We start from the raw sequence: 18,038 nt of genomic DNA, 5'->3' as shown, positions 1-18,038 counted from the left end.
AAAATACGAATAATTTTTTTCGAATAACCTATTAAACAAATAACCGAATCCACAATAAATTTTATCTTTGTGCAAATTGATTAAAAAGATGAAGAATTTTATTGAAGAAGTAACTTGGAGAGGAATGCTCCACGATGTTATGCCCGGCACAGAAGAACATTTGATGGAACAAATGCGTGTGGCGTATGTGGGAATTGACCCAACTGCCGATTCATTGCATATAGGACATTTAGTGGGTGTGATGCTGTTGAAACATTTTCAGCTATCGGGTCATAAACCACTAGCGTTAGTGGGTGGTGCAACAGGAATGATTGGTGATCCATCCGGAAAGTCGAATGAAAGAAATTTATTGGACGAAGCGACTTTACGTCACAATCAAGAAGCAATAAAAGGACAATTGGCTCGTTTCTTGGATTTTACCTCTAATTCGACTAATGCAGCAGAATTAGTGAATAATTACGACTGGATGCAGCACTTTTCTTTTCTGGATTTCATTCGTGATGTAGGTAAACACATTACGGTAAATTATATGATGGCAAAAGATTCTGTGAAGAAACGTTTGTCTTCCGAAGCTGCCGAAGGAATGTCATTTACAGAGTTCACATATCAATTGGTTCAAGGATATGACTTTTTGCATTTGTACAGAGAAAAAAATTGTACGTTGCAAATGGGAGGAAGCGACCAATGGGGAAATATTACTACAGGAACTGAATTAGTACGTAGAATCGCCAGTGGAAAAGCATATGCATTGACTTGTCCGTTGATTACAAAAGCGGATGGAACTAAATTTGGAAAATCTGAAGGTGGAAATATCTGGTTGGATTCTGCTAGAACTTCTCCGTATAAATTTTACCAATATTGGTTGAATACTTCAGATGTTGATGCCGAGAAATACATTAAAATTTTTACTTTTTTATCGAAAGAGGAAATCGAAGTATTAACTGAAAAGCATAGAGAAGCACCTCATTTACGTTTGTTACAAAAACGTTTAGCCGAAGAAACTACGGTGATGGTACATTCAGCAGAAGATTTAGAAAATGCTATAAAGGCATCGAATATTTTGTTCGGGAATTCTACTTCGGATGATTTGAAACAATTGAACGAAGCTACTTTTTTAGATGTGTTTGATGGTGTTCCTCAAGCGGAAATCTCAAGAAATGAAATCGAATCGGGAATCAATATCGTTGATGTTCTAAATGAAAAAACGGGTTTCTTAAAATCGAATGGTGAAGCAAGACGCGCTTTGGCAGCGAATTCTATTTCAGTAAATAAAGAAAAAGTTACTGAGGAATTTGTACTTTCTACCAAAGATTTAATCAACAATCAGTTTGTACTGTTGCAAAGCGGTAAGAAAAATTATTTTGTGATTCGGGTTAAATAATTTATAACTTTACTTGAAATAACAAAAGCTATGGAAACTCAATTTTTGACCGACGAAAACGGAAATAGAACGGCTGTTGTGTTGCCAATAAAAAAATACAATAAATTGATTGAAAAATTGGAAGATTTAGAAGATGTGCGTCTTTATGATGAAGCCAAAAGAGAGGATGACGGTTATCGTATTTCTATAGACGAAGCTTTTAAAATCATTGAAGAAAAGCGGAAATTAGCGAAGTAATGGCTTATACTATTGAATTTAGAAAAAAAGTTTTGAAAGCTTTAATAAAAATTAATGAGCCTCATTATTCTGCGATTAAAAAGCAAATCTATGATTTAGCAGAAAATCCACGACCACAGGGTTATAGAAAATTGAAAGGAAGAAAAGGATGTAGAATTCGTGTTGGAGATTACAGAATTATATATGAAATTTTTGATGAAATTTTACTAATTGATGTAATCGACTTAGGTCACAGAAAGGATATTTATGAATAAGTTTGCTCGTTGATTTAGTTAACCAAAAATAATCAGAAATTGGGTTTACATTACCATCAAGTTACACCCACGAATATCCGAATTATCAAAACGTCCCAATACCTCAAAAGAGTTGTTGGGATTTTTTTTGCCTAAGTCTTGCGTGGCAATAAAGGAGCAAGAATTAATGTTGGCCAAATCAATCACGTTGATTCCTCCTGTTTTTTCATCAGGAATGTAGGTTAAAGCATCTTCGGTGTCACGAATAAGGATTTGTATCCAAGAAGGGCATTCAAATACGCCATTTCCCAAGGAATACGCTTGCGAAAGCAGCTCAGTCATTCCATACTCAGAATGTATGGCTGAAACGCCAAATCCTTTACACAACTGCTCATGCAATTCTTCGCGAATCATTTCTTTGCGTCTGCCTTTCATGCCGCCCGTTTCCATAATAATAGTATGCTGTAATTGAAATTGGTGTTTTTCAATCAGATCTAATAGCGCAAAAGTAACACCAATCAGAATGACATTTTGACCAGCTTGATCTAAAGCGATAAGCTTGGAAATTAGGTCGTCATGATTGTGCAAGTAAAAACCACTTTCGGGATGATTGGAGAGTTCAATTAAATCCTTGACCATATAAATTAATGAGGAACCTTCTCGTTCTAGATAGGATGGAAGCAAGGCCAGAATGGCATAGTCTTCAATATTTCCATAAAATTCAGAAAATCCTTTGCGGTAGCTTTCTTCATATAAAGTAACATCAGTAACCAAATGTTTGCTGGTAATCATTCCGGTTGTTCCGCTACTGGTAAAAGTTTCTTGTATAGGATTAGAATTTGACACCACTTCATGACTCTTAAAAAACTGAATTGGTAAAAAGGGTATTTGTTGTAGCGACTTCACTTTATGAGGATCTGTCTTTAAAAAATCACAAAATTCCTGATATACCTTATTGTTTTCGTATTGGTAGCGAAATACTTTTAAGGCAATTTTTTCAAACTGTTTTTGACTGGAGGTGGTAAATATATCGGAGGATGTAATCAACTATTTTTTTTTGTAAAAGTAATCAAAAAAAATCAGGGAAAACAAAAACAGAATTGCATAAACTTGAATCACGAGATTGATTCTGTAAGAGTAAAAATGCAAAAAGCCCCAATGGGAATGGAGCTTTTTGCATTTATTTTTTAAATTACCGTATAATTAATTTCCTAGTTGCTGAGGCTTCTCTTTCATTGATCTTGATGATGTAAACACCAGAAGAGAGATTAGAAACGTTTAATTCTCTTGAGCTTAGCGTGGTTTGAAGTACTTTTTTGCCTAAAACGTCAAAGATAATTATTTCTTTATCGAGATCGTTTTTTGTGGTAATGTAGACTTTACCATTACTCACGGGGTTCGGGTACAAGCTTAAACCTTCAATAGAAGCGGTTTCTTGCGTTCTTGGTTGTTGCTTATTTTCCTGAGCACTAACGCTAAGGGAAAATAAAAAAACCAATAAAGTAATTGTATAAAAGTAGTTTTTTGCCATCAGATTAGTTTGAATAGTAAATATACAAAATATATTTCAAAAAGCATACCAAAAAAAAACATCCTGATTTCTCAGGATGTTTAGTATCACATATTGTTCAAATTATAGTCCAACAGACCATCCTGCCGACCAAGAAGGAGCATTTACTCCATTTCCTGCTCCAGTTGCCGTACTTATTTCAGAGGCAATAACTAAGGAAGCATCTGCGCTAACTCCACTTGTAGCAGGAGCTACAGCTGTCTTTTTACCTTTAGTTTTAGTAGTTACATCTATAAAATTTATTCCAGTAATTTTAAGACCAGTACCTATTGCATTTAAACTTTCATCATTTTCTACATCAACACCTGTAGCCCAAGAGCTTAATACTACATTAGAAAAAATTCCTTTTGTTCCTCTTCTTAATTTTAAACCTTGATTTTCTGTGTAAATCAGTGATGAAGCTCCACTTCCAGGACCAACTAATGTAAGATTTGTAATTGTTGGGTTAGCAATGGGAGTATTAGCAAAACCTAATTCAAAATTATCTGCTTCAATTCCTCTATTTCCTTTTCCAAATGATATTTTTCCGTACCAGTTTGTGTTGGTACCAGACCAACCTTCAGTCCAGTCATACTGATCGTCTTCATTGCCAAAAGAAATTAAATTAGAAGTGTTAACTGTTCCTCCAAAAAATTCGAAACCATCATCTGCACCTTGGTATGTCTCAACATATTCGAAAGTTGTTCCAGAACCAACTCCAAATAATGAAGCTCCGTTAAATTCTTTTTCACTGTTAAAAGCTGCACCAGCATATTCAATTCTTAAATATCTGATAGATCCAGAATTGTCATTGGCTACTGTACCACCATAAGCTAAATCTGCAACTTCAGATTGTGCAGTACTAGCTCCTCCACTTACGCGGTTGATAGGTGCTTTACCACATATTACTAAACCACCCCAGTCTCCTGCTTTTTTAGTAGTTAAACCACTTGTCATTACCACTGGTTTGCTGGCTGTTCCATTTACATTTAGTTTTCCTCCTTGAGCTACTGCAATATAAGATGCTGTTCCGCCTGTACCTTCTATAATTGTTCCTGCAGGAATAGTTAATGTAGCACCGCTATTCACTTGAATTTTTCCAGACAATTTATAGGTTGTTCCAGCGACTAATACAACTTCTCCCTCAGTAATTGTCCCTTGAAAATTAAGAGGATTAACTACAAACGTTGATGAAGAACTATCAGTACCGCTAGTGTCAGTTGTACAACTTGTTACTAGTGTTGCTGAAAGTGTTAAAATTCCTAAAACTTGTAAAATTGATTTTTTCATGATTGTAATATAATTTGTGTTTGTTTAGATTTGTCAAAGGTCAGTTAAGTTTGCTTTGCGGAAGTTAAGGAACTGTGACTGTTTGTTTAAATTAACTCGAGGTTATTGTTAACTTAACGTTTCCATTGTTAAGAGCTTTTTTAATAAAAAAAAAGAGCAGTTGTAGCTGCTCTTTTATATTAGAATTGATAGTTTAAGTTGATGCTAAATAATAGCCCCTTTTTATAGGATAAAACATTTACATCTCCTGTTCTGTTCTCTTGTACTCGATCTATGGTAGGGTCTAAAAGATTTTTTACTACAAAGTCAATTCCTAAATTTTTATTCAATTTAGATTTGGCGATAAAATCTAGTGAACCAAATGATTTATCAACTAGATTTCCCTTGTCATTTGTACCAATAGCATAAACTCTGTCTGAAAAGTAGGTGTAAGCCAAAGTGGTGTTTAGACTTCCTTCTTTATTGTTCCATTCGTTTAATAACGAGATATCTGCGTTCAATAATAAATCAGATGCACCTGTAAATTTACTTTGAGTATCAGTAAAAACCACATTATAATCCGTTTCTTTTATCACTTTTTCAGTACTTAAATCTTGATTGCTGTATAAATAAGAAGCGTTGATACCTGCGGACAATTTTTTAGCGTTATTTTGATCAAAATCAAAAAGTAATTTTCTGTATTCAATCTCTCCACCGGCAACATAACCAAAATCTCCAGTGTTAATAAATGAGATATCATTTGTGGACGAAGCAATAGTTACTTCATTCATAGGGTTAAGTATGTATTTACCAAAAGCAGTTACTGAAATTAATTCTTCGCTTTTTGGAAACATCTCCCATTTTAAGTCAAAATTATAATCATCAGATGCATATAAATTTGGATTTCCTACTTTAACCTCTGTAACATCCTCGTAAACAAATAATGCTCTTTCTTTAAATTGTGGCAACGTATAAGTTTTACTAAATCCAAAACGTAAATTTTGTTTTTCGTTTAGTTCATATTTCATTGTTACACTTGGTAAAAAAGCAATTTTTTCTAATTCATTAAAGCCACCATTTGGATCTAACTGAGTGTTCCAGTCTACTTTTTGAAAAATGTATTCCCCTCTTAATCCTAGAACGGTAGTTAACTTTTTAAATTTATATTCTGTATTCAAAAAACCACCATTTATAAATTGATCCCCATTATAGGTTTGTGGATCTAATGCATTTGGAACTTGAGGTCCACCGCGGAAGGTTGCGATTTCAAAATTACCATTGCTGAAATTTTGTTGGTTGTAAAATAAATCTAAATTATTTGGATCTACAAGTGTTCCACGGAATTCATTGGTTGCTCTAAAATTAAATTGCGACGCTTCAAAATTCCTCGTTTTAAATCTACCATTGTAGCCAAAAGTTAATTTACCATTGTAGGTGTCGTCGTCTGACTTGTTGAATTTATAATCAAAAGAAATATTTGCAGCAGTTTCATTTTCTGTTAATTTTTGAAAATATCTGTGATTATCAGGAAAAGAAATACTAGATAAAACATAACCACTAGGTTCTTTTCTAAAAATGTTTTGAGTTCGGTCTGGCATATCGCCTTTGATCATGTTGTAAGATGCTCCCCAGTTTAATTTAGAACGTTCCCCCAATTTATGTTCTCCTAACAATTGATTAATGAACAAACTATTTTTTTCATACTTGTTACGACGAATTAAACCATTACCATCGTTTGCAATATCTATGATAAATCCGGTGTATTCTTCCTTACTCTGAGAAGAATTGTTTATGAAGACCGTATTGAAGTTAATTTTATTATTGCTATTCATTTTATAACCAATATTAGCCATACTAGTAAAATTAGTATTGTAGCTAATTAGAGAATAAGTATCAAAATTCTTGTTTACTATACCATCACCAGTTACATTTCCTTTTGCTGAACCATCAGATCTAGACGTAAAGTCGCTTCCAAAAGATACAGTAGCAAAAACATTAAGTTTACTTTCTGCTCCTAGGTCGTATGATTTTCCTCCAGAAATTCCAATAGAGCTTCCTAGTGGAGTTTTACTATCTAGTTGCAAAGACCCAAAATTATATTGCGTCAAAGGATTTGCTGGTATTGCAATTGCACTAAAACCAAAACTGCCAGGTCCTTTTTGTAATGAAAAGTTATCTTCACTGATTGCATTCGTATTTACTTTTGAACCAATGTCAACCTTAAGAAAGCCTTTTCCTTTGTAATCTTTAGATACAATGTCTACATTTCCTCCAGCAAAATCACCGTATAATTTACTATTATACACTTTGTCAATAGAAACATATTCCAAGATGTCTGTAGAGAAAATTTCTAAATTGATATTCTTCTTTTCTGGATCATTAGATGGAATTGGTAAACCATTCATGGTGGTAGAGTTGTAGCGATCTCCTAGACCTCTAACAAATATATTTCCAGAACCCTCCTGTTTAGTTATTCCAGTTGTTTTAGTTACTGCTGTTGCTACATCGCTTACTCCTTTACGGGAAAGCTCTTGGGCTCCAATAGTTTGTTTTATTTCGACCGCATTTTTTTGGTCTAATAATAATGCAGTTTCTTTTTGCCTGTTAACGGTAGATCGAACTACCACGTCTTCTAATTTATATCCAGCAGAACCCAGCGCTTTGCTTACCGTTATAGTTTCATTGGCAATCACTGTCACAGGAATCTCTACTGATTCATAACCTACAAAGCTAAGTTGTAATGTATAGCTTCCTGGTAACACTGTTAAAGTGTATTTACCATCAATATCAGTATTAGTTCCTATGCTAGTTCCTTTAAGGAGAACGTTAGCAAAAGGTAAGGACTGATTATTAGCATCTTTGTCTGTTAACGTTCCAGTAATCGTTCCTTTATTTTGTGAAAAAGAAACAGCTGTTAGTAATAACGTGAAAAATAGTAACTTGAATTTCATTTGGTTTTAATTTTTTTGCAAAGTAACGCCTGAAATGCGAAACGGAAGTTATTGATTTGTTATGGTTATGTTTTGTTATGGGTCTTCAAATCACTCCAATATTAAATTACGGTTAACAGCTTTTCAATACCTCATTTATGTTTACATTTACATTGCAAAATAAATTTTTGACGCTTTATGAAGAAAAAAAACACCAAGATTCTATTAGTTGACGATGAGCCGGATATTTTAGAAATTGTAGGGTACAACCTTTCTCAGGAAGGATATCAGATCATTACAGCGGCAAATGGTAAAGAAGCTATAGCCAAAGCCAAAAAGGAAATTCCAGACCTTATTATAATGGATGTCATGATGCCAGAAATGGATGGCATGGAGGCTTGTGAGAACATTCGTAAAATTCCAGAGCTCAGTAATGTACTTATCACTTTCTTGACGGCTAGAAGTGAAGATTATTCTCAAGTAGCTGGTTTTGATGCCGGTGCAGATGATTATATTACAAAACCAATCAAACCTAAATTATTAGTCAGCAAAGTAAAAGCTTTGTTGCGTCGTCTGAAAGAGAAAGAACAAAATAGCGAAACACTGAATGTAGGCGGTATCGAAATTAATCGCGAAGAATACAAAATTGTTAAGGACAATATCGAAATTGCATTGCCTAGAAAAGAATTTGAACTGTTCTATCTATTGGCTTCAAAACCAGGAAAAGTATTCAAACGAGATGAAATTTTAGATAAAGTTTGGGGTAACGAAGTCGTTGTTGGTGGAAGAACGATTGATGTACATATCAGAAAATTGAGAGAAAAAATTGGTGAAGAATTATTCAAGACAATAAAAGGAGTTGGATACAAGTTTGAAGTATAAATGACAATAAATTTTAAAAAAACATACCGTTTTGCCGTGAAGTCGGCACTATACATTACTCTTTTTTCTACAGGATTAGTTAGTTTTCTGACCTATTTGTTTTTCACCTTTTCGTATCGCTTTAGCTTGATTTTTGCATTCGCTATAGCAACATTCTCTTTTATCGTTATTCAATATCGGGTGGAACGGTTCATTTATAAAAAGGTAAAAAAAATATACGATGATGTTTCTTTACTAGAGTCTAGTACTTTTAGAAATCAACCGATAACAACCGACATGGCGACACTTACGCGTGAAGTCAAAAAATTTGCCACCGATAAAAAACTGGAAATAGAAACCTTAAAAGTTAGGGAAGAATATAGACGAGAGTTTCTTGGGAACGTTTCTCACGAACTCAAAACACCTCTTTTTATGGTTCAAGGTTATTTGTCAACCTTACTAGATGGGGCGATGAACGATAAAACAATTCGTAAAAAATACTTAGAACGCGCTGAAAAAGGGGTGGAAAGACTCATCTACATTGTACAGGATTTAGATATGATTTCTAAACTTGAAATTGGAGAACTGAATTTAGAAATCGCCGAGTTTGATATTGTTAAACTAATTCAAAATGTTTTTGATTTGTTGGAAATGAAAGCTTCCAAAAAAGATATCCTATTGATGTTTGATATGAAATACAATAAGCCAGTGATCGTGGTCGGCGATCAAGAAAAAATCCAGCAAGCAGTCATGAATCTGATTGTAAATTCGATTAAATACGGAAAAGAAAAAGGATCAACTGAGGTAAGTATCGAAGATTTAACGGATCAAAAAGTGATCATTAGAGTAACCGATAACGGTGAAGGAATAGAGAAAAAAAATATTCCAAGACTTTTTGAACGTTTTTACCGCGTTGATAAAAGCGGCGCAAGAACAGAAGGTGGCTCTGGATTGGGGCTGTCCATCGTAAAGCACATTATTGAGGCGCACGATGAAAAAATTTATATTGACAGCACCTTTGGCGTTGGATCTGAATTTTCTTTTACGCTTGAAAAAGCAAAAGCCATCAAAAAAATAAACTAGCGTGACCCGTTTTATATTTTGGAAAACCGTTTCAGACGAATCGGTTTTTTTGTTTTAAAACAGTTAGTTATTTTTCAAAAACTTGAAATAAAACAGGCCATTCAATAGTTGTATGCAATCGAGGCAATCCTTTATATTCTTGGATTTCTTGAATATCCTCCATTTTAAAATCATCTTGATTAGCATAAGGAACCAAGCCTTCTTTCTTTAATTTTTTGGCTAGATACTCTTGTTCGTATTGTCCAGGAGTGGGGATGAAAAAAGCTTTTTTTCTCAGCTGTACAAGATCCATTATAGTAGTGTAACCAGAGCGGCATAAAACCATTTCACTTTCGTTAAAAGCTTGTTCCAGTTCTGTTGAATTCATGAAGTTGTAATAAGCTACATTTTCTTTTACAACAATTTTCTGCTCCGATTCTATATTTCCTTCAATGAAAATTACTGTTCCTTTGAATTGGAGGATTTCTTTTTTTAGATATTTTTCCAATATACCCCGTTGTGGTTCCGGTCCTGAAAGAATAATCAATAAGTCGTATTTTTTTGCGATGAGTTTCTTTTGCAATCGGCTTAATGGACCTATGTATCTTATAGGGAGGTTTAAATGGTCAACATGACCTAATTCTCCACTTAAATTTTGCGAACCTGCAAGGTCTGGAACCCAGCATTCCGTGTATTTTTTTATAACATATTGATGTATTTTACTCGTTAACCACGTAGTATTTCCTGTCATTACATTCAATTGGTGCGTTATGTAAACGGATGGCACTTTCTTGCTGAAAACGCCTAATCTATTGTCTGAAATAATGCCGTTAATGCCATATTTACTAATCCAATTTTCAACTATTATTTTTTCTTTTCGAATGGCTTTAATGGTTTTCGAACCGTTTATAAATAACTTCCATTTAAAATTTTTGCCATTTTTAGCATATTCTATCTGGTAGGAGGGAAGTTCTAAGGCTATTACGTTAGGAAATTCTTTTTTTAGTAATGCTAGTGCAATTCCGTCGGATGCAATTATGGGCGTATAATTATTTTCTAACAACGCCTTAATGATAGGAATACATCGGGTAGCGTGACCTAATCCCCAATTTAATGGTGCAATTAGTATGGTTTTTTGGTTTGTTCTTAAATCCATTTGCGATTGATAGGGTTGCTGTTTTTTATTTTAAAGTTAGACAATGAACCCGTTTTATATATTGCTAAGGTATTATCAAACCATTAAGTTACGCTACTAAAAGTAAGCTCTAAGTTGAACGTTTCCGGTGTGAATGGCTTGGCTTGTTTCACTTTTTCGACCTTGGTAATTAAAATTGATATCTAAAAATTGTGTAATGTTTTTTTGTAAAAGCAATCTCCATGTCAAGTTTTGTCCCGTTTGTAATCCCTCTAGCATTTGAAATCCAACAGCAGAGAATTCATTTCCTTCAAATTTATTTTGGTAAAAAGAAACCTCCCCGTTCATTGTGAATTTTTTAGTTCCTGCATACGAAAAAGCAGTTCCAAAACGGTTTTGCAACAGTGTTTCTGACACGCCAATCTGATTTTCTTTTCTTTGCAGTTCATAAAAAAGATCCCAACTGGTACTTTTGGAAAACAAATAACTGATTTTTGGAGCCACTTGATAGCCGTTGATATCAAAGTTTTTCTCCGGGAAATTCTCCGATTGAATGGTGGTGTGAATGGTTTTAGCAAAAAAACCAAAAAGCCAGCTTTTTTGATACAAATGATTGTACTGCAATTGATGCGAATTGTTTGCGGCTTCTTGCGAACCGATGGATAATAAGTTTTTAGTTTTGTTTGCGAAGTAGGAATAAGTTGTCGAGTGTTTTTGCTTCCCTCGGTTGTAAAACAAACTGTTTCGTAAACTCGAGTTTAATCCCAACACGTTCTCCTCAGATCCACTAAAGGGATTTAATTCAAAATTAGCACCTTCATTTCTATTTTTTCTGTCGATTATAAAGGCTGTCTGATTATAAAGATAGGAGAGTAACTTTTTCAATCCTTTTTCGTTTTGCCATTGATTTGGATTTAAGGTTAGGGATTGTGAGAACTTATTTTGATGTGTTTTTATATAAATCCTATTGGGTAAAAATACGCGAATGAATTTTGCCTGATCGATAAACGGCGCAATTTCAAACTCCTGTAACTCCTGAATCCTATTGCCGTTATAATCATTCCAAGTATAAACGCCTTGTCCCGCGGAAACTTCCAGATACGTAAATTCTTGTTGCGGAATGCTTCCTGAATTCGTTTCATAAACCGTTGTGCTTTGTATTAATTGATTGAAAAAACGATCCGTGTACACTATTCTGGAGTTTAGTGTAGGTTCTTTTTTTCGTGTTGCATCTACAAAAGCCAAAACTCTATAATTGGCATAAATGGATAAATCACTTTTATTAGTTTGAATCAATTTGGATTTTAGCAATAGCGTATGTGAGGAATTTACACGCTGAATTAAGCCATTCTGTAAGCTGTCATTGGTCCTTCTAAGATAGCCCAATTCCAAAAAAACCTTGGTACTATCGCCACGTCCAGCGTACAGACCATACTCTGTGAATTTTTGGCTCAAGGCCGAAAATTGATTTGTTGTTTTATCTTTTTCTTGATTATTCTCTAATCGCAAAGTGGATCCAACCCAGTTTTTATCAAAATGAAATCGCAGTTGAGACTGGTTTCTTAAAAATTGGGATGCTAAAAGGCTAGCGTCACTTTTAAGATAGCTTCCTTGATTTTGAAAGGTCCAATTTTTCACTTGAAATAATCCATTTAAAACGTGCCTACTACTCGAAAAATTTTCAGAAAAATCTAGTTTTTCAAACTGATAGACAAGCAGTCCTTTGTCCGTAGATTTTGGTTTTGGATTTAAATCCAATTGCAATCCGGTAACGAGTAAACTTTGATTTCCAATGGCAGTTGTTCCTAAGTTCCAATCCCGATCAAATTCTATGTTGTAAATTCGTTCCACGGACCTAAATTCGCTCTGGATAAATTGATAATTAGCGAAAGCATCCATTTGCCATCTCTTAGAAAAAATGCGTTGCTTGGCATTTATTTTTCCGGCTAAGCCTTTATTATTTGCATCGTCAATACCCGAAAATAAATTTTTATCATTGTTGCTAATCCCAATTTCAAAGTCAACAGCTGTTTTTTCAGTAGGTTTATATTTTCCTAAAAACGTTGCTACTTGTACTTTCGTGGGTGCAATCAGTTGGATTATTGGTTCGTAATTTCCTTGAGGAATCCCGTTTATAGGAGCAATGAATTCATAAACTCGGGTTATTGTAGCTGCATTAGACAGGACGTAATTTCCATTATTTGAGCCTACAAGAGTAAAACGCACATTAAATAATTCCTGTTGTGGGTCATTTGAATATTCGAAAATTTCAGTAGCATTGCTTATTGTTTTTTGATAGAGCACTTTATTTTCAGAGTACGTGTCGGAATACGCAGAAGGCGCAGTCATTAAAGTAGAATTATCTCCGGCATTGACTAATATTTGGGCTTGTTCAGGAGAAAGGTTTTGTTGTAATGGTTGGTTTTTTAAATCGTTTTCTGAATACAAATAGCCACCAAAACTCCATTTTTTGTTTTCATGGGTAGCACCGGCATAGGTTACAAAACGCGTGTAATTCCTGTCGGAATATTGGTATTCGATAGCAATTCGCATTTCTGACGTGATCGTAAAAAGCGGTGTAAATACTATTTCGCCGGCATTGTAATCTATGGTGTAGTCATTGTTTTCACCTCTTTTTAATAAAATTCCGTTGACAAAAACCCGCTCTGAACCGGAAACGACTAAAACGTACAATTCGCCATTTTGTCCTTTTAATTTGTACGGACCTTGATTGCCTTCCTGTCCTACAATATTACTTTTGGCATATTGTCCGCGTACTAATGCTGCTGATGCAAACACATTCGTTTTATTTGCTGCGGTTCCAAAGTTGAAGTTTGTGGCTAAGCCTTGGACTTTTTTATTGAAATTTAGGAATTGCGTTTTATTATTTTCTAGAAAAATATCACCAGCACGTATGTTCCATTCGTCGCTGAATAATTCCATAAAAATATTGTCAAACTGATCTAATTTTTGAGAGTAGCCTCCGTCTTGCAGCGGAATATTGCTGTCTTGGATTGAGGCTCTCAAACTCACTTTTTCTGAAATTTTTCCTGTGATTTGCAAATCCAGATTAGAGTTCAAAACAGCATTTTGATTGTTTCCTACAGTCACACCTCGTGTAATACTCCCCGAAGTATTCAATCCGTCAAAAGGAATATTCTTTTTCGTGTTTTTGTTGTCTATAACATATAAATCGCCTAATCCAGCTTCATTACTCACCACTTTGCTGGGTTCGTATATTCGGTATTCTTTAGTCAATAACTCCGGAAATTTTAAATACTGTAAGGTGAGGGAATCCGAGTTGAAAATGCTGTTTTCTTTTAAAAGTAAAGTTCCTTTAGCAAAATTTACTATAAATAAAGTACTGTCAATGCGTTTGCCATTGGCGTCAAGCAATTTGAAAAAACTAGAATTAATACTTTCATTTTCAATGTGAATGGTGTCGCGTTTAGGAAAGATTTTTTTGGTTTTGTACAACGAATTGGTTTGCTGTGCGTGAAGCCCAGAAAAACAACTGATTAGAATCCAAAAAAGTAATTTTTTCAACATAAATACTATAACTCGAAAGTATCAAAAGTAGTATTTATAATTTGATAATCAGAATATGTATTTCTCTGAAAATTTGGATTTTAATGAAGTCATAAAATCCCTTTTTCGGGTCTTTTTTTGGACTTAAAAAAATAACGGACATCAAAATTTTATTTTGATGCCCGTTATTAAAAGTGGTACCGCGTGTTTAAACCTCTTTGGTCACGACTTGCATGGTTTCCCGACTGACTTGCTTCAGCAAAACCACTTTGTCTTTTTCTACTGTTTGTGCTGCTGAATCATTGAAATGCCTAATCGTGTATAACGTCACATTTTCATTGTATTCTACTTTGAATTTTTTAGATAAAATGGCATTTAGTGTTTTGAAATTGTCGAATTTATCCTCAACACAGACAGAGAAACTAATAGCTGAATTCTGGATTAAGTTTACCTTTAGTTTAAATTGGTGAAACAAAGCAAAAATTTCGCTGATGTTTTCTTCCATGATAAAAGAGAAATCTATAGAAGATAGCGAAATCAAAAGTTGGTTCCTTTTGACAATAAAACAAGGCAAATAAGGTTCTAAATCAACGCCTTTAGATACACTAGTTCCTTTTAATAAAGGATTTATAAAGGACTTTACAAACAAAGGAATTTCTTTTTTTTGTAACGGCTGTAACGTTTTTGGGTGAATAACAGTTGCGCCATAAAACGCTAATTCAATGGCTTCGCGATACGAAATTTGATTTAATAGGCTTGTATTTTCAAAATATCTTGGATCGGCATTCATTACTCCAGGAACATCTTTCCAGATGGTTACGCTTTCCGCATTCAAGCAATAGGCAAAAATTGCCGCAGTATAATCAGATCCTTCCCGACCTAAAGTAGTTGTAAAATTATTCTCGTCTGAACCCAAGAAACCTTGTGTAATATTCAGTATTTTACGTTTTACGTTTTTGGCAATATTCTTTTGTGTTAATTCCCAATCTACTTCGGCATCTCTGTAATTGGCATCCGTTTTTATAAAATTACGAACATCCAGCCATTGCGTTTTAATGCCCATGAAATTCATAAAGTGGCTTAGGATAGTCGTCGAAATTAACTCGCCATAACTAACAATTTGGTCGTAAACAAAATTATAATTTGGAGATTTATTATGGGCCAAGAAATATTCCAAATCAGCAAATTGGGTGTTTACTGCTGTAAAAACTTGATTTTTATCGTCTTCAAATAAATCCAACAAAATTTGATTGTGGTATTTTTTTACTTCCTGAACCGATGAATTTAACTCAGCCGATTTATCGAAATAATTTTTAATTACCAGTTCCAATGCATTCGTCGTTTTTCCCATAGCAGAAACCACGAGCAGGACATCTTCATAACCTACTTTTTGAAGAACGCCATATACGTTTTTAATTCCTTCGGCATCTTTTACGGAAGCGCCACCAAATTTGAATACTCTCATACTAATAAAAATTCCATTATTTTGAACTCTAAAACCTAACTTTCAAGTAGGCTTAGAAATTTATTTTCTTATTTTATTTTCAACAAAATTGTTGATTCCTGCTTCATCCATTTGTACCACGTACCAATCCCGAAGAACCTTAGCTCCAGATTTCTCATAAAATTCAATTGCAGGAGTATTCCAGTCTAACACGTTCCATTCTACTCGCCGCACCTGATCCTTCTTGCCTTGTTTTATGATTTCAGAATATAGAGCATAGCCTAATCCGGTGCCGCGCATTGTCTCTTTAACTACTAAATCTTCTAAGTGTATTGTTTTTCCTTTCCAAGTTGAAAAGCGGTAGTAATACAATGCAATACCTACTATTTGCTTTGCTTCTGGATTAGCGCTCGAGTCATTTTCGATTTCTGCTACAAAAACATGAAAGAGTGGAACTGGGCCAAAACCATCGCGAATTAAATCGTCCACAGTTACAAGAACGGCATCTGGTTCTTTTTCAAATACAGCTAATTCTTGGATCAGACCCAAAACCGCCGCCATATCATTGGGAGTACCTTTTCTAATATTCATGTGTGGTATGTATTTGTAATGTTAAGAAATTCACAGTTTTCAGCATGGTTCGTGGTCAACTTTATAAAGGTTGATTTCATAATATTTTATTTTATTGATTCGAAAATGCAATAAAACTACACTGATACATATTAAATTTATGTTTTATTCAGCAAATATACAATAGTGATAAACTAAGTTCATATTATTCAAATCATTTTCACAAAAAAAACGATATTTGTGACTTCAAATTAACTACATCGATTTCGTAATGGAAGAACGCAACAAAACACTAGGAGAATTTATAATTGAAAATCAAAATGCTTTTCAGTATTCGTCAGGCGAATTATCCCGAATCATTAACTCCATCCGTTTGGCTGCCAAAGTGGTCAACTACAAAGTAAATAAAGCGGGTCTGGTAGATATTGTTGGAGCGGCTGGAGAACAAAATATTCAAGGCGAAGATCAGCAAAAACTCGATGTTTACGCTAACGAAGTTTTTATCCAAACGTTAATCAACCGGGAAATAGTATGTGGCATTGCTTCTGAAGAAAATGATGATTTTATCACTGTAGAAGGAAGTGATAACAGTCATAATAACAAATACGTCGTGTTAATGGATCCACTTGATGGGTCATCTAACATTGATGTAAATGTTTCTGTCGGAACAATATTTTCAGTGTATAGGAGAATCACTCCAATAGGTACTCCGGTGACAATGGAAGATTTTTTACAACCGGGAATCAATCAAGTAGCTGCAGGATATGTGATTTACGGGACTTCAACGATGTTAGTTTACACCACAGGACATGGAGTCAATGGATTTACGCTGAATCCAGCTATTGGAACCTTTTATTTGTCGCATCCAAAAATGCATTTCCCAACAGACGGACATATTTATTCAATCAACGAGGGGAATTATGTTCATTTTCCACAAGGAGTTAAAGATTATATCAAATATTGTCAACTTGAAGAAGGGGACAGACCTTATACTTCTCGATACATTGGTAGTTTAGTTTCTGATTTTCATCGAAATATGATCAAAGGAGGGATTTATTTATATCCAACAAGTTCTAAAGCACCAAAGGGGAAATTAAGACTTTTGTATGAATGTAATCCGTTAGCCTTTATCGTGGAGCAAGCAGGTGGGAAAGCATCAGATGGATTTGATAGAATAATGGAAATTGAACCAACAGAACTGCATCAACGGGTACCTTTTTTCTGTGGAAGCTATAATATGGTAGAAAAAGCGGAAGAATTTATGCATAAAGCAAAACTAAGCAAATACTAAAAAGCAAAAAGCTTCCGCCATGGCGGAAGCTTTTTTTTATCACTTTTACTATTTATTCATGCTTTGCATTTCAAAAATAAAAGTATCTAAATCTACTTCTTTATCTACTAATTTAAGAGCTTTATCTACAATGTACTGTATGTTGTCAGCATTAAATCCTATACCTACACCAATTTTTCTAAGGAGTAACTCCTGTTTGTCACCTAAATGATGATCAACATGAACAATTCGTGCTAAATCATACAAACGCTCTATTCTTTGCTCGTACAAATAGGGAGGGTTGATTGGATATTTTAAAGGATTTTCAAGGATTTCCTCATATTCTGCTGGAGAAATTTCTAATCGAACTGCCAGTTTGTCTAAAAATGCTTTTTCCTCTGGAGAAAACTTCTCGTCAGTAAGTGCTACACGGACAATTGATGAAAAATGGCCTCTATTTCTTTGCTTAAATTCGCTATCAAATAAATCTGAAAATGACATAATTATTGGTTTTATATCCTACAAAGATAAATCTATTTTTAAATTATTGATTTTAATTTTTTTAATTT

At 34.2% G+C, this 18,038-nt stretch carries 15 protein-coding genes; 6 read left to right on the top strand and 9 right to left on the bottom strand.

What is annotated here, in order from left to right; genetic code table 11:
* Nucleotides 1–88: 88 nt before the first annotated feature.
* From tyrS to BUC11_RS05120, 3 genes are read left to right on the top strand one after another with little or no spacing between them, the layout of a single operon-like run.
* Nucleotides 89–1,381 (top strand): tyrosine--tRNA ligase, encoded by a 1,293-nt coding sequence (gene tyrS / locus BUC11_RS05130; RefSeq protein WP_073352569.1) that lies wholly within the window; start codon nucleotides 89–91, stop codon nucleotides 1,379–1,381.
* A 30-nt stretch (nucleotides 1,382–1,411) separates the two neighbouring features.
* Nucleotides 1,412–1,618 (top strand): hypothetical protein, encoded by a 207-nt coding sequence (locus tag BUC11_RS05125; protein WP_073352567.1) that lies wholly within the window; start codon nucleotides 1,412–1,414, stop codon nucleotides 1,616–1,618.
* Nucleotides 1,618–1,872 (top strand): type II toxin-antitoxin system RelE family toxin, encoded by a 255-nt coding sequence (locus tag BUC11_RS05120; protein WP_073352564.1) that lies wholly within the window; start codon nucleotides 1,618–1,620, stop codon nucleotides 1,870–1,872. Before BUC11_RS05125 ends, BUC11_RS05120 begins: the two co-directional genes overlap by 1 nt.
* 45 nt (nucleotides 1,873–1,917) lie before the next feature.
* On the opposite strand, the gene BUC11_RS05115 is transcribed toward BUC11_RS05120, so the two are convergent.
* The 4 genes from BUC11_RS05115 to BUC11_RS05095 form a co-directional block, all read right to left on the bottom strand.
* The gene (locus BUC11_RS05115; RefSeq protein ID WP_073352562.1) at nucleotides 1,918–2,898 is read right to left on the bottom strand and encodes a LuxE/PaaK family acyltransferase; all 981 of its coding nucleotides are present in this window, start codon (nucleotides 2,896–2,898) and stop codon (nucleotides 1,918–1,920) included.
* A gap of 145 nt (nucleotides 2,899–3,043) precedes the next feature.
* The gene (locus tag BUC11_RS05105; protein ID WP_073352558.1) at nucleotides 3,044–3,382 is read right to left on the bottom strand and encodes a T9SS type A sorting domain-containing protein; all 339 of its coding nucleotides are present in this window, start codon (nucleotides 3,380–3,382) and stop codon (nucleotides 3,044–3,046) included.
* Nucleotides 3,383–3,484: 102 nt separating this feature from the next.
* Nucleotides 3,485–4,690, bottom strand: coding sequence for a hypothetical protein (locus BUC11_RS05100; protein WP_073352556.1), 1,206 nt, complete (start codon nucleotides 4,688–4,690; stop codon nucleotides 3,485–3,487).
* A gap of 179 nt (nucleotides 4,691–4,869) precedes the next feature.
* Entirely contained in the window at nucleotides 4,870–7,620 is a 2,751-nt protein-coding gene (locus BUC11_RS05095) for a TonB-dependent receptor (RefSeq protein WP_073352555.1), read from the bottom strand.
* Nucleotides 7,621–7,797: 177 nt separating this feature from the next.
* Between BUC11_RS05095 and BUC11_RS05090 the strand changes: the two genes are divergently transcribed.
* Both BUC11_RS05090 and BUC11_RS05085 read left to right on the top strand, forming a co-directional pair.
* Entirely contained in the window at nucleotides 7,798–8,481 is a 684-nt protein-coding gene (locus tag BUC11_RS05090) for a response regulator transcription factor (RefSeq protein ID WP_073352552.1), read from the top strand.
* Nucleotides 8,482–9,543: a sensor histidine kinase gene (locus tag BUC11_RS05085; protein ID WP_073352550.1), complete on the top strand. Its 1,062-nt coding sequence runs from the start codon at nucleotides 8,482–8,484 to the stop codon at nucleotides 9,541–9,543.
* Nucleotides 9,544–9,610: 67 nt separating this feature from the next.
* On the opposite strand, the gene BUC11_RS05080 is transcribed toward BUC11_RS05085, so the two are convergent.
* The 4 genes from BUC11_RS05080 to BUC11_RS05065 form a co-directional block, all read right to left on the bottom strand.
* Nucleotides 9,611–10,678 (bottom strand): glycosyltransferase, encoded by a 1,068-nt coding sequence (locus tag BUC11_RS05080; RefSeq protein WP_073352548.1) that lies wholly within the window; start codon nucleotides 10,676–10,678, stop codon nucleotides 9,611–9,613.
* 96 nt (nucleotides 10,679–10,774) lie between these two features.
* Complete coding sequence (locus BUC11_RS05075) at nucleotides 10,775–14,206, bottom strand: hypothetical protein (protein WP_073352546.1); 3,432 nt, start codon at nucleotides 14,204–14,206, stop codon at nucleotides 10,775–10,777.
* A gap of 187 nt (nucleotides 14,207–14,393) precedes the next feature.
* The gene (locus BUC11_RS05070; RefSeq protein ID WP_073352545.1) at nucleotides 14,394–15,650 is read right to left on the bottom strand and encodes an aspartate kinase; all 1,257 of its coding nucleotides are present in this window, start codon (nucleotides 15,648–15,650) and stop codon (nucleotides 14,394–14,396) included.
* A gap of 60 nt (nucleotides 15,651–15,710) precedes the next feature.
* Complete coding sequence (locus BUC11_RS05065) at nucleotides 15,711–16,220, bottom strand: GNAT family N-acetyltransferase (RefSeq protein ID WP_073352543.1); 510 nt, start codon at nucleotides 16,218–16,220, stop codon at nucleotides 15,711–15,713.
* Nucleotides 16,221–16,470: 250 nt separating this feature from the next.
* On the opposite strand from BUC11_RS05065, the gene fbp reads away from it, so the two are divergent.
* The gene (gene fbp / locus BUC11_RS05060) at nucleotides 16,471–17,490 is read left to right on the top strand and encodes a class 1 fructose-bisphosphatase (protein ID WP_073352540.1); all 1,020 of its coding nucleotides are present in this window, start codon (nucleotides 16,471–16,473) and stop codon (nucleotides 17,488–17,490) included.
* Nucleotides 17,491–17,538: 48 nt separating this feature from the next.
* Here the strand turns inward: fbp and BUC11_RS05055 are convergent, their stop codons facing one another.
* Complete coding sequence (locus tag BUC11_RS05055) at nucleotides 17,539–17,970, bottom strand: TerB family tellurite resistance protein (protein ID WP_073352539.1); 432 nt, start codon at nucleotides 17,968–17,970, stop codon at nucleotides 17,539–17,541.
* Nucleotides 17,971–18,038 lie beyond the last annotated feature (68 nt).

Source organism: Flavobacterium xanthum (genome assembly GCF_900142695.1).
Classification (GTDB): Bacteria; Bacteroidota; Bacteroidia; order Flavobacteriales; family Flavobacteriaceae; genus Flavobacterium; species Flavobacterium xanthum.
The sequence above is the reverse complement of the archived record's forward strand: the minus strand, read 5'-3'. Positions and strand labels throughout refer to the sequence as shown.